General features: G+C 73.7%; 9 protein-coding genes and 2 pseudogenes. All 11 read right to left on the reverse strand.

Translation table 11 applies throughout. The annotated features are described in order from the left end of the window. Window positions 1–334: 334 nt before the first annotated feature. Window positions 335–931: pseudogene (locus LNK82_RS40015) on the reverse strand (transposase family protein); the annotation flags it as partial. Window positions 932–953: 22 nt separating this feature from the next. Next, a pseudogene (locus LNK82_RS40020) lies at window positions 954–1,118 on the reverse strand (IS30 family transposase); the annotation flags it as partial. 118 nt (window positions 1,119–1,236) lie between these two features. Next, on the reverse strand, window positions 1,237–2,550 hold the full coding sequence (locus LNK82_RS40025; RefSeq protein WP_230572080.1) for a DUF6519 domain-containing protein: 1,314 nt from the start codon (window positions 2,548–2,550) through the stop codon (window positions 1,237–1,239). A gap of 13 nt (window positions 2,551–2,563) precedes the next feature. Beyond that, window positions 2,564–4,672 carry a hypothetical protein gene (locus LNK82_RS40030; RefSeq protein ID WP_230572081.1) on the reverse strand — a complete coding sequence of 703 codons (2,109 nt, stop codon included), beginning with the start codon at window positions 4,670–4,672 and terminating at the stop codon, window positions 2,564–2,566. Further along, entirely contained in the window at window positions 4,669–8,442 is a 3,774-nt protein-coding gene (locus LNK82_RS40035) for a putative baseplate assembly protein (protein ID WP_230572082.1), read from the reverse strand. The genes LNK82_RS40030 and LNK82_RS40035 overlap by 4 nt, the downstream gene beginning before the upstream one ends. Next, window positions 8,439–11,594, reverse strand: a complete 3,156-nt coding sequence (locus LNK82_RS40040) for a putative baseplate assembly protein (RefSeq protein ID WP_230572083.1) — start codon at window positions 11,592–11,594, stop codon at window positions 8,439–8,441. Before LNK82_RS40040 ends, LNK82_RS40035 begins: the two co-directional genes overlap by 4 nt. Next, complete coding sequence (locus LNK82_RS40045; protein WP_230572084.1) at window positions 11,591–11,962, reverse strand: GPW/gp25 family protein; 372 nt, start codon at window positions 11,960–11,962, stop codon at window positions 11,591–11,593. Before LNK82_RS40045 ends, LNK82_RS40040 begins: the two co-directional genes overlap by 4 nt. Beyond that, window positions 11,959–12,291, reverse strand: a complete 333-nt coding sequence (locus LNK82_RS40050) for a PAAR-like protein (RefSeq protein WP_230572085.1) — start codon at window positions 12,289–12,291, stop codon at window positions 11,959–11,961. The genes LNK82_RS40045 and LNK82_RS40050 overlap by 4 nt, the downstream gene beginning before the upstream one ends. A 9-nt stretch (window positions 12,292–12,300) precedes the next feature. Then, window positions 12,301–12,810 (reverse strand): phage baseplate assembly protein V, encoded by a 510-nt coding sequence (locus tag LNK82_RS40055; RefSeq protein ID WP_230572086.1) that lies wholly within the window; start codon window positions 12,808–12,810, stop codon window positions 12,301–12,303. A 10-nt stretch (window positions 12,811–12,820) separates the two neighbouring features. Beyond that, window positions 12,821–13,951, reverse strand: coding sequence for a hypothetical protein (locus LNK82_RS40060; RefSeq protein WP_230572087.1), 1,131 nt, complete (start codon window positions 13,949–13,951; stop codon window positions 12,821–12,823). Further along, window positions 13,944–14,279 (reverse strand): LysM domain-containing protein, encoded by a 336-nt coding sequence (locus tag LNK82_RS40065; protein WP_230572088.1) that lies wholly within the window; start codon window positions 14,277–14,279, stop codon window positions 13,944–13,946. Before LNK82_RS40065 ends, LNK82_RS40060 begins: the two co-directional genes overlap by 8 nt. Window position 14,280 lies beyond the last annotated feature (1 nt).

Raw genomic sequence — 14,280 nt, forward strand, 5'->3', positions numbered from 1 at the left:
ACCGACCAGCAGGTCGTAGGTTTCTGCGACAGTGGACATGCGGGTGTCCATCCTTCCCAGGGGTGCGCGTCCGTGACGGGCGCCGGCCCGGGTAAGGAAGATGCTCTCTCGGCAGTACTGTGACGGGCCACGACCCGCGGCAACGGGTCGGACAGGCTTCTGATCAGGCCATCGAGAGCGGCAGGGCCGGCGGCGCCTCCCCGGCTCGGGCGGGCAGATCTCACTCAAGGCACCCTGCGGGCCACCCTTTTCACGAGCCACACCCGAACCGAAGGCCACGACACCGACCCTGCCAGCCAGCCCCAGGCCAGCCACTGCCGAGTCTCACAGCCTTTCATCGTGCTTGGCGGCAGGTTTCGACGTGGTGCAGCACGAGGATGCCGCGACGATCGCGGTGGCCCGGCCTGGGCAGCAGCGCAGCTTCACCAGAACTTTCCAGCCCTTGAGCAGCGACACGGCGCGTTCACCGAGGGCCCGAATACGGGCATGGGCCCGGTTGACCGCCTTCTGACCGCGTGACAGCCGCGGCCGCGTGGCGTGACACTTGAACGGCGTGTGCACCATGCCGCCCGCGCCCTGGTACGCCTTGGCGGCGTACGTGGTCACCTCGTGTTCAGTCAGCACGTCGACCAGACCGTGGGTGCGGGCCGCAGTCATGCCCGAGTAGTAGGGCTTCTGGTCGGCGACGCGGTCGATCGGGACCAGGGTGCCGTCGGAGAATCGCGTAGGCGAGTCGGGCGGCGCGTTGACCGGCGGCGTGAAGGTTGTCAGCCAGGGCGGCGAGAAGGTCCACCGCTTCCCGGACGTAGCGCCAGGCGGTGCTGCAGGAGACTCCGAATCCGGCGGCCCGACGAGCGCAGGTGTCGCCGTTGCGCAGGTGGGCGAGCACGAGCAGCGCCTGACGGCCCGGATTCAGGGGGCGCCGCCACCGGATCGTCGCACACGTCTTGGATTCAATCGGTCGTCGCAACACCGGTGCCTTGGATTGAGTGTAGGTGATCGTTGAGTGCTTCGGCTGGTGTCTTCCAGCCGAGTGTCTTGCGGGGGCGGGAGTTGAGTGTGGCGGTGACCGCGGCGAGGTCGTCGGCGTTCCAGCGGGAGAGGTTGCCTTCGGCAGGTCATATGCGGACGGCGCAACCCGCCTTCCTCGGCGACCTACCGCGCGGCGAGCGCACGCTTCAAAATCCGAACGCAGAGATCAAGGTGCCCGAACGCTCGGTGCAGGATCTGGAACGCTCACTCCACCGAAGCGGCCAGGGGCACGAAGGCCCGCCGCAGATCCCGCGCCCGCCCCCCGTCGACGAACGCCAACGGCGCGTAGTGGTGCGACTCCCCATCCGGAACCCGCGACAACGGCCGATCACGCCCGTCCCGAGCCCACTCCACATCCCCGGTGATCGTGCGAGCAGGGATCAACCAGTAGTCACCGGGCCGCAACGTCCCACCCTCGAACCACACCTGCACACCGTCCTCCAGGTCCAGCCACTGCCGCTCCACCGCCTCGACCGCGCCTCCGACCGGCTTGGCGGGCCGGTGGTCCCACCGGCGCAGGAACGGGTGCCTGCCCGGCGCGCCGACCGCGACCGCGCCCTCCAGTTCCACGCGCAGCCGCTCGGTGTCCACGTCCACCACCCGAAGCAGGTCCGCAGGCTCCTCGCGCGCCACGGTCGCGTCGTCGAGCAGTTCCACCCAGTCGCCGATGTCCAGGTCGAGCTTGCCGTCGCGGCCCGCGTCCGACAGCGTCACAGAGCCGCCGTCCACCGAGGCCACGCCGAACACCACCGAGCCGTTCTCCCGAGACCACTTGAACGTCCGCTTCGGCGTCACGCTGTGGATCTCCAGTCGGTAGAGCTGGTTCTCCTCGCCCCGGTACCGCGAGTCGGGCGCGGCCAGGCACGGGCCGTCGTCGCCCTTGGCCGGTCGCTCGGTGCGCGCGGCCAGCCGCGCGGTGGAGTTCTGCTCGCCCACCCAGCGGGCGAAGTCGTCGGGGGTGCCGGGACGGGCCAGCACCTGCCAGGTCACCTTGAGGCGGGCGGCGGTGTCGGGCAGCGACGGGCCCAGCGCGGTCTCCCGGATCGCCGGGTCCTGCACGTACGTCACCAGTCGCTCGGTCACCTGTAGGTAGGCCACGAAGGGCTTGTTCGGCAGGTTGTCGGTCTCCGGCCGCTCCTTGTCCCGGTAGGCGTCGGGCTGGTCCCAGTAGGTCCAGTTGGGCGGGGGCAGGGTCGAGTGCTTGTCGTCCTCGACCGGAACGCCCGCGGCGGGCCGGGTGGCGTCGACCAGGATGCCGTCGACGTAGTAGCGGCCCGCGGAGATGACCAGGTCGGCGGGTTCGCCGTCCTTGGTCCGGTACTGGATGCCGAAGCCGAGCGCGTCGGCCGGACCGCCGTGCGGGCCGATCAGGTCGGCCGCCAGGGTGCGCTGCCGGTGCAGCTCCAGCAGCACCTGCTCGTTGGCGTCGGAGTCGAGCTGGACCCGGCCCTGCTGGGCGAGCACCGCGGAGTAGCGCCGATCGGGTCGGAAGCCCAGCTTGGAGAAGTCGCCGTGCATGGGGCCTTTCCCTTCATGAGACGAAGACGATGCCGGCGGCCGTGCCGGCGGGGAGGAACTCCTCCAGTCGGGCCCGGAGGTTGTCCTCCCGCTGCGGCTGGAACAGGTCGTGGAACGCGCCCAGCTCGGCCCCGTCCTCGGCGCCGCGGGCGATCTGCGGCGGACAGCCGGGGGCGAGCTGGGCGTAGCCGGGTGTGCCGTAGCGGGTCCTGGTGAAGCGCGGCCGGTGCTCGGACTCGCACCGGTAGCGCCGCGGCGTGCGCGATCCACCGGGCACGTAGCAGAAGCGCAGGCAGCCGATGCCCCGCCGGGCCACGTGGACGAAGCCGTCAAAGATGCTGTTCTCGGCGATGCGGATGGCGTGCGCGTGAACCTCGCCGATGACCGTGGTGTTGCTCAGGGAGAGCACGGCGTGCGCGTGCGAGCAGTCTGGACCCGCCAGCGCCTCGCGGTCGCGGCCGGTGGCGTCCAGGATGCTGTCCGCGATGTGGATTTCCAGCGGTTCGGTGCGCACTTCGTTGCCCTGGACCAGGATCGTGCCCAGGATGCTGCGCTCGACCTGCACGCAGGCGGTGGTGTTCTCCAGCACCAGGCTGGGTTCCTCGGGCTGCACCGGGTGGCACTGCGGGTCCAGCGTCCAGCCGGGGACCAGCGTGCTGTGCCGGATGACCACCTGCCCCACCGGTCCGCTGACGTGCACGCCGCGCCCGGTCACCAGCAGCCCGTCGAGCACCACGCGCGGCGGTCCGGGCCTGCCGCAGCTGTCGCGGTCCCGGTCGCCCTCCGCGGCCCGGATGATCAGCGCGTCCGGCCGGTTGCTGTACCAGTCCAGCAGCCGGATCACCGGCCGCGCCTCCTCCGCGGCGCGGACCTCCAGCCGGTCGCCGTGGTCCAGCACGAACTCGATCTGCTCCTGGTAGGCCAGGCTGCGGGTGATCTCGATGACGGCGTCGGCGGGCGCCTCGCCGGAGGCCTTCTCCCGCCGCCAGCGGCGGTAGGCGTCCATGATCTCCGACTCGTCCTCGTCGGGGCCGACCCGGTAGACCCGCGCGCCGGGCCGCTCGGGCCGCACCCGCGGGTACTCGCCGCCGCCCATGTCGTCGCTGAACCCGTGGTGGTAGCTCACCCACACCCCGCGCTTGGGCGCGGTGCGGGTACCGAACGCGATCCGCCCCAGCACCGGGTCCACCACCACCTGCTTGCGCTGCGGCCGGTACCGCCACCGGGACAGGTCGGCCACCACGATGTCGGCAGGCGGCACCGGGCGGTCCTCGCCGTCGCGCCAGATCTGGAAGCTCTTGCCCGGCCCGTAGTGGTCGGCCAGCCGGTCGCGCAGCGCCCGGCGGCGGATGAAGCCGGGCACGTTGGCGGGCGTGGCGATGTGGGTCGGCGAGGGCTCGGGGACCGGCTTGGTCAGCAGCGGGGTGTCGTTGCCCAGGATGGAGAAGGTGTAGAGGCTGCGCGCCCGGTCGATGCAGTACGCGGGCGCCTTGGTGATCGACTGCGGCTTGAGCCGCCACGCGAACAGCCCCACGCTCGCGGGCGTGCGCCCCCGGCCCGCCAGGTGCGCGAACTCGTCGAACGCCGAGTCCACCAGGTCCAGCTCCGCGCCCCGGCGCAGGTCGACCGTGCGCGCCGGGGAGGCCAGGTGCCGCGCGGCGGCCCGCGCCGGGCTGCCGGGGTAGAGCCGCACCGGCTGCGAGCCCGCCAGCAGCGGCCCGAACTCCACCGCCCGCGCGGGCCACTCGGCCACCGTGCGCGCGGTGTTCTCCAGCAGCGGCAGGGTGCCCTTGCGCCGCCGGTTGGTCACCGTGGCCGCCACGTCCACCCGCGGCGCCAGGCGGGCCGCCAGCAGCCGGGCCGAGGCCCCGCGCCCGGACACCGCCTCCTCGTACCCGCGCAGCGCCCGATAGCCCACCAGGTCGCCCAGGTAGGGCACCGCCCAGTCCGCGCAGGTCTCGATGAACCAGTTGTCGTACAGCTGCTCCAGGTCGGTCTCCACCAGGTCGACCTGCTCGGCGATGACGCCCAGCAGCGCGCGCAGCGCCCCGCCGCTCTCCGCGTCGCGCCTGCGGTGGAACTGGGGCAGCAGGTCGAACAGGCGGTCGGGCTGCCGGCTCATGACCGGACCTCCTTGAGGATCAGCGTGTCCGGCACGGCCGGGGACAGCAGCGCCAGCTGCGCGGGCCGCACGCCGCGGAAGACCACCACCGAGCGGTCGGCCAGCGGGTCGCCGGTGGTGATGTCCGGGTTGAGCCGCAGCAGCTCCGCCACGGTGATGCCGTGCTTGGCCGCGACCGCGGTCAGCGTCTCCCCGCCTGCCGCGACCCGGTAGCGGGTCTCGTCGAACACCGCCTGCCGCGCGGGCACCACGGTCCTGGGCTCGCTCAGCGAACCGGCCAGCGCGTCCAGCTCGACCGGCGTGACGCTGCCGGGTATCCCGGCGAACACGTCCACGTCCACGTGGTCGACGCCGGGCACGGCCTGCGCGGTGGCCAGCACCTCCGACAGGTAGGCGGGCTGGCCCAGCTCCCGGTTGCGGAAGCCCAGGCGCTCCAGCAGGGCCGCGCGCACCGCGGGCTCCAGGACCTCCCAGTAGTGGTCCGGGTGCACCCCGATGTTGGCCGAGACCACCAGCAGCACCGGCTCCCGCACCGCCACCTCCACCGGCAGGCCGGTGTCGCCGTGCGCGGCCAGCGCGGCGCGCAGCGTGGTGACGATGTCGGAGTCGTCCTGCAGCGCGATATCGTCCACCCCGGCCACGGTCAGGTGCACCACCTGCCGGACGCCGTTGAACAGCCGCCGCGCCGAGGCCCGCCCGATGCCCGCCCGCGCCCGCGCGAAGTCCTCGTGGTCGGGCACGGAGACCAGCCGGTCGAACGCGGTGACGCTGAGCGGGATGTTGCGGCGCAGCAGGCCCGCGTCGTCGCGGTCCGCGCCGCCGTGCGCGGGCAGCGGGTTGGTCACCCCCGACACGCCCAGCGGCCGGGTGGTCAGCTGGGTGATCCGGCCCGCGCCCACGTTGCCCGCCTCGCCAAGGCCGACCCGGTAGCGGGCCCGGATGTTCTCCACGCCGGTGGGCAGCCGCGCGCCGCGCACCCCGTCGCCGAAGGCCACCACCAGCGAGCCCTGCTCGCCGGGCCGGGTCACGAAGACCCGCTCGGTGGGGCCGCGCCCGGCGAAGCTGTCCACCTCGCGCCAGCGCACGCCGTCCACCCGCACCTCCAGCGTGCTCTGCGCGCCCAGCGGGTTGTCCGCGGCCAGCCAGGTCAGCGGCCCCTGGCGGAGCAGGAACTCCTGGTTGGCCCGCCCCTCGTCGCCGCTGCCGATCGGCTCGTCGCGGCCCGCGCCGTGGGTGGCGCGCACGACGTTGGCCAGCAGGCGCACCGTCTCCCGCCGGTAGGTGTAGGCCAGCGGCGTGGCCAGGGTGAGCGTGGTGTGCACCTTCTCGCCGGGCCGCCGCTGGTCGTGGTCCTGCTCGACCGCGGCGATCATGGCCAGCTCGGTGCCGGGCACGCCGGTGGGCCTGCCGGGCAGGTCGGTGCGCTCGCCGGTGACCACCAGCCAGCGGCCGGGGGCCAGCCCGTCGTAGAGCTCGGCCAGCTCGACCTCGCTGCCGGACACGTCGTCGGTGATCGGCTCCTCGGCCAGGGCCAGCCGCTCGCCGCGCAGGTAGACCGTGGTGTCGCGGATGTCGGACAGCCGGGTGTCCTGGGCGTCCAGCCACGGCCGGTCCAGCACCAGCTCGGTGACCTTGCCGCTGATCCCGAAGCCCTGCTTGGCGATCGTGCGCACCCCGGAGACCCGCGCGATGACCCGGTGCATCCCGCCGGTGGCGGAGCCCGGCTCGGCCTTGCGCGGCCGGTCGACCACCACCCAGCTGCCCACGCCCACGCCCTCGTAGACCGCGTCCAGGGTGAGCACGGTGGCGGGCAGGCGGGCCCAGGTGGAGGTGGTGACCGACACCGAGGGCCGCTGCGCGCCCTGCGCCGGGGTGGTGCGGGTGATCACGATGTTGGTCCACCGCTCGGTCAGCGGGTCCCAGTCCCACAGGTCCTGCCGGTCGTTGGCGACCAGCACGACGGGGGCGCCCAGGTCGTCGGGCAGCGTGACGGTCACCCGGTCGTCGGCGTTCACCTTGGACACCGCGATGCGGTGCGCGGGCAGGTGCGGCTGGGTCTCCAGGGTCACCTCGCCGTCGTCGGCCACGGTGTGCTTGATCCGCCCCGGACCGAAGTCCTGCTCGCCGTCGGTGGTCAGGTCGTCGATGGTGTCGCGCCAGGCGTTGGCGTCGAGCTCGAAGACCAGCGAGGCCGTCGTCGGGGTGTCCTTGGGCCCCGCCGCTTCCTCCTCGGGGTCTTCGGGCTCCTCGGCGACGTCGTAGAACACCGTGACCGCCAGCTTCTGCGGCACGTCGAGGTCCCACTCGACCTGCCGGGCGGGCTGGTCGGGCTCGATCACCGTCTTCAGCGGGGCGGTGGCCGCGAACGGGGTGGCGACCTGACGCATCGCCAGCAGCTCCTGCAACGCCAGCGGCGCGCTCAGGTCCACCCCGCGCCACGCTGTGTAGAGGTCGTCCTCCAGCCGCGGGTCCAGCGCGGCGAGCAGCTGGGCGGCCAGGTCCGATCCGGGCGCGTAGAGCTGGCCGACGCTGCGGCGCAGCTTGCGCGAGCTGCTGGGGGAGCGGCTGGGCGGGGTGCGCAGCGCACCCAGCAGCGCCCCCAGCCCCAGCAGCGCCGGGCTGCTCGACGGGGGCGTCGAGTCCAGCGCCAGCGCCTGGTACAGGGTGGGCTCCTGGTCGGCGTCCGGCTGCGGCGGTTCCAACTCGCCCGCCTTGGCGTGCTGGTCGGCGATCTCGGCCCGCACGTCCTCCAGCCACTTGCGCACGTGCGTGTAGTGCTCGGCCACGGCCAGCGCCTCGGCCAGCCGCTCCAGCGCCTCGGCCAGCCGCCGGGCGTACCTGGTGGGGGTGGGCAGCTCGCCGGGGTCCTCCGGGGTGGCCCCCAGTGCCGCGCGCAGGGGCACCAGCACGCCGTCCACGAAGCGCTTGAGGATCACGCTGCGCCGCACCACGTCGCCGGGGTCGGCCAGCAGCGCGTCCAGCCACTGCTGCAGCGCGGCGCGCAGCTCCTTGAGGTCGTCCAGGACCGGCGGCGGCTTGCCGACCGTGGTGGTGTCGCGGTCGCGGTCGAGCGAGACCTGCGCCACGTCCTCCAGCACCTGGCTGCCCGCCTCGCTGCCGAACACGAACAGCAGCCGGTCGCCCGGCTTGAGGTTGGTGGTCACGCCCTGGAGCTGGACCGCCCGCCGGTCCCGCAGGTCGTCCGCGGTCAGCTGGTAGGGCCTGCTGGTGCGCACCCGCAGGTTGTTCCAGGAGTGCCGGGCCACCAGGTCCTCGACGCTCTCGAAGGCCTGCGGCTCCTCGCCGGGGCCGGGCACGCTCTGCGCCCGCGCCCCGCGCGGGACGTGCGCCTCCAGGTCGCGGCCGGGGGTCGAGTCGGCGTCGACGGTGTAGGACAGGTAGGTGCCCGCCGCCACGCCGGGGCGCGGCAGGTGGCCGACCAGGCGGCCCAGCAGCTCCAGCGACCGCTGCTCGGTCGCGGTGCGCAGGTAGCCCTCGTCGGCGATCCGCTCGGTGTAGAAGGTGAGCAGGTCGGCCAGCACCGCCGAGGCGTCCAGCAGGCCGATCGCCGGGTCGTCGAGCGCGCGCGTGGTCAGCGCGTTCAGCGGTCGGTAGCCGGGGCTGGACAGCCGGGCCAGCATGGTGGCCAGGAACTCCGCGTGGGTGCCCACCCGGTGCGCCAGCGCGGCCTGCGAGGGCGGGGTGAACACCTCCACCGGGGTTCGCGCGGACGCCGCCGCGCGGCAGTCCTGGCAGCCGCAGCCGCTCATCGCCCACCTCCCAGCACGATGGCCAACCGGCCGTTCTCCGGGCGGTCGGGGTCGTTGTCCAGTTGCGCGACCTCCAGCGGGCCCAGCCGCAGCAGCCCCGCCTCCAGCGCGCCCTCGTCCTGGCCGAACTGCCTGCGCAGCGCGGTCACCCGCGCGGTGAGCACGCCGGGCACCGCGGCCGCGGCGGCCACCAGTGCGCTGACCCGCACCGGATCGCCGAAGGTGAGCCGGTCGGGGTGGAAGAACCCGCGCCCGCCCAGCGCGGCGGTCAGCGCCGCCAGCACGTGGCCGCGCTGGTAGCCCTCGGCCACGCACACCGCCAGGCCCACCTCCAGCGGCACCAGCACGGCGGGGCCGACGCTGACCTGATGGCCGATCCGCCGCACCCGCGCCAGCGCCTGCGCCACCGCGTCGAGCAGCGCGGCGTCCGGCTCGTCGCGGCCCACCGGGTCCACGGCCACCTGGACCTCCCGGCCCGACCCGGTCCACCGCACCCGCGCGGCGGCCCGCTGCACGCCGGGCACCCGCGCGGCCAGCGCCGCGTAGTCCTCGGCGGTGACCGCGCGCAGCAGCTCCCGGCGCAGCCCCAGCGGCGCCAGCTGGCGCACCTCGTCGAGCGTTTCCGGCTCCACGCCGCCGACCGCGGCCAGCGGGTTGCGCACCCGGTCCACCGCGTCGTGCTGGTCCCCGCGGCACAGCACCAGGTGGTTGACCGCCTCGGCGCCGACGTTGCCCGCGGTGCCGTTGCCGACCCGGTAGCGGGCGCTCAGCCGCTTGCCCGGCGGGGGAGCGGCGCCGTGCGCGCCGTCGCCGAAGCGCAGCGCCAGCTGCCCGGACTCCTCGACCTCGCCGACGAAGTGCCGGTCGCGCGGCCCGCTGTCGAGCAGGTCGCGCCGCGGGGTCCACTCGGCGTCGTCCTCGCCCCGCAGCAGCACCGCGGGCAGCGCCGTGCGCGCGTCGGTGAGCAGCGCCGACCTCGCCGAGCCGCGCAGCGCCGCCTCGTCCGGGGCCAGGCCCGCCGCGTGCTCGCCGCCCCAGCTCTGCGCCAGCTCCCAGGCGATCCCGTCGTCGAGCACCCCGCCCGCCAGCGCGCGGGCGCGCAGCACGTCCAGTCGCCGGGTCTTGGCCGCCAGCAGCTCGGCGCGCCGGGCCAGCAGCTCGCGCAGCGCCCGCTCGGGCCGCTCGCCCAGCCGCAGCTCGGTCAGCACCCGCTCGCCGTACAGCACGGTCAGCGCGGCCACCTGGTCCCTGCTGGGGCGCCTGCCGCCGCGCACCTGCCGCCACAGCTGCTCCAGCCAGGCCCGCACCCGCTCCGGGATGGCGGCCAGCAGCCGGGCCTGGCCCGCGGCGACGTGCGCGGGCAGCGGGAACGGCGCCCGCTGCGTCACCGGCGCCTGCTGGAGCACCGGCCGGAAGCGCGGTCGCACCGCGGGGTAGGTGATCTGCGCCAGCAGCGCGCGCAGCGCGGCGTGCTGGTCCTCGGCGGTGTCGGGCACCACCACCTCCCGGTCGCCGTCCAGGTCGAGCACCAGCCCCGCGCGGTCGGTGGTGCCCTCGCCCAGCAGCCCCACCAGCTCGTGGACGTGCTCCGCGGTCAGCGGCTCGCGGTCGCCGGTGCGGCCGATGAGGTCCTGGACGAACGCGACGACCGGATCGACCGCGTCGTCACCGCCGCAGCCGAACTCCGGCGGGTCGCAGGTCGGCGGCACCACCGGCGCGGGCGGCACGGTGATCACCTCCACCGGGCCGCCGCACGCGTCGACGCTGCGCCCGTGGTCGACCAGCACCACGTTGCCGCGCGCCACGCTCACGTCCGGGATGGGGCAGCAGTCCTGGCCGCCGCGCGAGGACAGGCAGGCGGTGAAGGCCAGCGCGTCCTCGACGTCCCAGGTGACCTCGACCACCGGCTGGTCGTAGAGGTCGTCCACCCCCGGGGTGACGCTGAGCAGCCGCACCGCCTGCCGGTGCGCGGGATCGGCGTCGGCGGGCGCGCCGCTGTCCGGGCCGACGACCTCCTCGATGACCAGCACGTCACCCGGCCGCAGGCGCAGCGCGCGCCGCTTCGGGCGGGTGCTCTCGGCCTCGGCGTCCCCGGCGTCCCCGTCCTGCTCGCTGTCGTGCTCGGCGTGGTGCAGCCACTCGTCGCGCAGGGTCGCCGAGGTGGCGCCCTTGCGCAGGCTGCACTCCTGGTCGCCCCACGTCCAGAAGCGGATCTCGTTGTGCGCCGGGAAGATCCGCAGGTCGCCGGGGTCGACGGGCTCGAAGAACTCCCACGTCGCCGAGGTCGGCAGCTCCGCCACCACCTCCTCGGCCACCACCGGCCCCAGCTCGGGGCGGCGCAACGGGTCCACGTAGCTCAGGTCCACGGCCAGGAAGCGGAAGTCGCCCGCTTGCAAGGTGGCCTCGCGGCACGCCTCCAGCGCCACGAACGTGCGCGCGTTGCAGCCGTCGTGCATCGCGTAGTCGACCAGCCGGGCGTGCCTGCGCACCGAGGTCCGCCTGCGCGCGGTGTCCAGGTACGCCTCGGTGGCGATGGCGTCCTGCTGGTAGCTGAGCCGGTCGCCCACGTAGGCCAGCAGTTCGGCCACGGTGACGCCCAGGTCCGGCACGTGCCGCTCGACCCACCGCGGTGTGGTCAGCGTCAACCGGTCCAGCAGCAGTTGGCGCAGCGAGGCGTAGTCCCGCGCGGTGTAGTTGATGACCGGCCGCGGACCCGGCGGCGGTGGCGCGGCCCGCTCCGGCAGGCAGTCCAGCTCCGTCGGGCACATCCGGCGGAAGTCGAAGTCCGCGCCCGCGTAGCGCGGGTCGAAACCGGGGTAGGGCTCGGTGCCGGGCAAGCCGTGCCCGTCGGCCCGGACCACCGAGAGCCGGTAGGTCGAGCTGTCGCCGGGCCGGTCGACCCGCACGCGCACCCGGTCGTCCAGCTCCGGGTCCTCCTCGTCGTCCAACCGCACCGACACCGCGACGATGCCCCGGACGCGGCGACCGCCGTCGATACGGATGTTCGCCGGGCCCAGCTCGCGCGGCGCCCGGCCCAGGAAGGTGACGGTGAGGGTGCGCCCGTCATCGGAGACCTCCACGCCGTCGACGCCGTTGCGGTGCTTGGCGCGCACCCGCGCCCGCCTGCGGTCGGTGCGGCAGTCCTGCGTCATCGGTCGCCGCTCCTCTCGAACGTGTCGGTGCGCCGGGTGCCGGTGGGGCGCACGACGTAGACCAGGTGCACGCGCAGGGTGCTGTCCTCGCTGACGACCTCCAGCGCCTCCACGTCGATCACGTCGCCCAGCCACCGCTGCAGGCTGGCCTGGATGGACAGCCGCAGCGCGGAGGCGAACTCCGGGCTATTGGGCGCGAAGACCAGGTCCAGCAGGCCGCAGCCGAAGTCCGGCCGCATCACCCGCTCGCCGGGGCTGGTGAACAGCAGCTGCTCCACCATGTCCCGGACGTGGTCGTCGTAGCCGCGGTCGGCGGTGCGCCCGCGACCGTCGACCCGGAAGGGGAAAGCGATGTCGGTGCGGGTCATCGTCCCACCGCCCTTTGCTGCACCACGACGACGTTCGGCGGCCCCTGCGGGACCTGTTCGGCGCTCTGGCACAGGCCCACCGAGCTCTGCAGCAGCGCGGGCTGGCCGTCCAGGGTGATCCGGGCGGAGGGGGTGACCCACTTGATCGTCACGCACGGCTGGGGTTTACCGCTGACGTTGAAGGCGCAGCCCGCGATCGTGTGGACGTCCGCGAGCGTGGCCACCGGCTGACCACTGGCCAGCACGCGCGTGCGCGAGGGCAGCAGGGTGGCCTGCCCGCCGTGCGGGCACATCACCGTCGCGTTGACGTGCAACAAGTTTCCGGACATCGTTCCCCCTCAGGTGACGGCGAGTGCGCCCTGGTTGATCGAGACCGTCGGCCCCGCCAGCGAGATGGAGGCGCCCTGGCCGTTGCTGATGACGATCCCGCTGTCGTTGACCGTGATCATCGCCCCGGTCGCGGTCTTGAGCGTGATGCCGACACCGGGCACGTCCGACAGCACGATCGAGTGCTGCCCCAGCGTCTGCAGCACCATGTTCGGCGAGGCGGGCAGCCCCGCGTCTGCGGGCGCGGGCAGCTCCGCCTGGCTGCCGTACCAGCAGCCGGTCCAGATCGGGAAGTCCTTGTTGCCCTGCTCGAACTCGACCCAGACGCCCGCCCCGACCGGCGGCACGACGTAGTGGCCCATCTGCGGCCCGGCCACCGGCAGGCACGGCAGCGCGAACGTGGACGGCGTCGTGCCGTACACGTCGGACACCAGCGCCTGGATGCGCCCTCGGCGCTCCGGGTCGACGTTGTTGAACACGGTGCCGCGGTACTTGCCGAGGTACCTGGTCGGTTCGGTCATCTGGCTCCCCTCACGGCCGGACCACTGGGGCCAGGGAGATCAGGCCTTCCCTGGCGAGCGTGAAGTTCTGGGTGTAGCTGCCGCGCTGGAGGTTGTGCGTGACGCTCTTGACGTAGTACAGGCCGTCGTAGGTGATGCCCGCGCCCCGCACGCCGACCAGCTCCCGCGCCCGCAGCACGTGCCCGTAGCGCACCACGTCGAGCTGCCCGGAGCCGGACACCGCGTCGGCGGACTCGGCGGCCTTGGCCAGCGCCTCGGCCAGCGCCTGCGGCGCGTCCTTCTTCGCGGTGTCCTTGATGACGGTCTTCTTCAGCGCGGGCGCGGGTTTGAGCGCCATCGGCGGGCGCAGCACGCTCACCTCCGGCACGGGCAGGGGCAGGGAGATCTTGGTGGCCGGGATCTGCACCATCACCTCCGGCCGCTCCCGCGCGGTGCCGTCGAAGCTGAACGTCATCTGGTCCACGTTGGACGAGGCGTCGGAGTTCACCGTCAGCGCAGGCTGGGGGACGCCCAACCGCACCTCCGGACCCCAGTAGGCCAGGCTCACCCCCGGCGCGGGACCCGGTTCGAGGTAGAAGACGTACCCGTTGGCCTTGGCGATCTCGTTGAGGTAGGCCAGGTCGGTGCCCTTCTGCGAAGGGGTCTGCTCGGTGGGAAGCTTCACTTGGGGGAAAATCTCCGGCACCACCGCGGGCACGATCCCGTAGGTGGCGTACTCCGCGATCACCACCGCCGCGCGGGTCGCTGGTGAGGTGGCCGGGAACTGCCGGTCCTCCTTCTCCTCCAAGTCCATCAGCACCGTCAGGTCTTCACCGGTGACCGTCAGCGTGGACTGGCCGGGCTCGTTGCTGATCCCGACCTCCTGGCGGATGCACACCCCGTCCATGATCACGCTCGGCACGCCGCGCACCGTGACCACGAGCACCACGCGCGTCTCCGGGTCGAAGAACCCCGCGGGCAGCAGCGCGCTGCGCAGCACTCCCAGTTTCGACAGGTCGAACGCGAGCTGGAATCCGCTGCGCTGGCCCGCCGAGACGGTCACCTGCGCCGACAGCAGCGCGTCGGTGACCTCCCGCGGCACGGGCACCGGGATGCGGCGGCCCATGAGCAGGGTGAGGTGGACGGGGGCGAGGTCAGCCATTCGGCATCGCGATCCTGAGCAGGCGGCCCGGTGTGCCGGTCAGCTCCTCCGGGCTCAGCACCGGGTTCGCGTCCGCGATCCGCCACCACGCCTCGGCGTCCCCGAAGTACCGGTGCGCCAGCAGGTCCGGCCGGTCCCCCTCGCTGACCTCGTGCTCGGCGATGGCGGTCGTCGGTGGCGGCGGCAGCAGCCTGCGCGCCAGGTGGGGCACCTGCCTGCCGTCCGCGGTCACGTGCACCGCTGTGGGCACGCCGTAGTAGCGGCTGCTGCGCGGGTAGGGCGTGGGCTGCGGCACGGCGGCGGCCATCGCGTCCGCGGGGTTGGTCATG

Source organism: Saccharothrix luteola (genome assembly GCF_020859565.1).
GTDB classification, from domain to species: Bacteria; Actinomycetota; Actinomycetes; order Mycobacteriales; family Pseudonocardiaceae; genus Actinosynnema; species Actinosynnema luteola.

Bases quoted from the DNA above. Each gene is read 5' to 3' on its own strand.
- LNK82_RS40050 (WP_230572085.1), bottom strand. From the start codon at position 12,291: ATGTCCGGAAACTTGTTGCACGTCAACGCGACGGTGATGTGCCCGCAC.
- LNK82_RS40030 (WP_230572081.1), bottom strand. From the start codon at position 4,672: ATGAGCCGGCAGCCCGACCGCCTGTTCGACCTGCTGCCCCAGTTCCAC.
- LNK82_RS40040 (WP_230572083.1), bottom strand. From the start codon at position 11,594: ATGACGCAGGACTGCCGCACCGACCGCAGGCGGGCGCGGGTGCGCGCC.
- LNK82_RS40045 (WP_230572084.1), bottom strand. From the start codon at position 11,962: ATGACCCGCACCGACATCGCTTTCCCCTTCCGGGTCGACGGTCGCGGG.
- LNK82_RS40035 (WP_230572082.1), bottom strand. From the start codon at position 8,442: ATGAGCGGCTGCGGCTGCCAGGACTGCCGCGCGGCGGCGTCCGCGCGA.
- LNK82_RS40055 (WP_230572086.1), bottom strand. From the start codon at position 12,810: ATGACCGAACCGACCAGGTACCTCGGCAAGTACCGCGGCACCGTGTTC.
- LNK82_RS40060 (WP_230572087.1), bottom strand. From the start codon at position 13,951: ATGGCTGACCTCGCCCCCGTCCACCTCACCCTGCTCATGGGCCGCCGC.
- LNK82_RS40065 (WP_230572088.1), bottom strand. From the start codon at position 14,279: ATGACCAACCCCGCGGACGCGATGGCCGCCGCCGTGCCGCAGCCCACG.
- LNK82_RS40025 (WP_230572080.1), bottom strand. From the start codon at position 2,550: ATGCACGGCGACTTCTCCAAGCTGGGCTTCCGACCCGATCGGCGCTAC.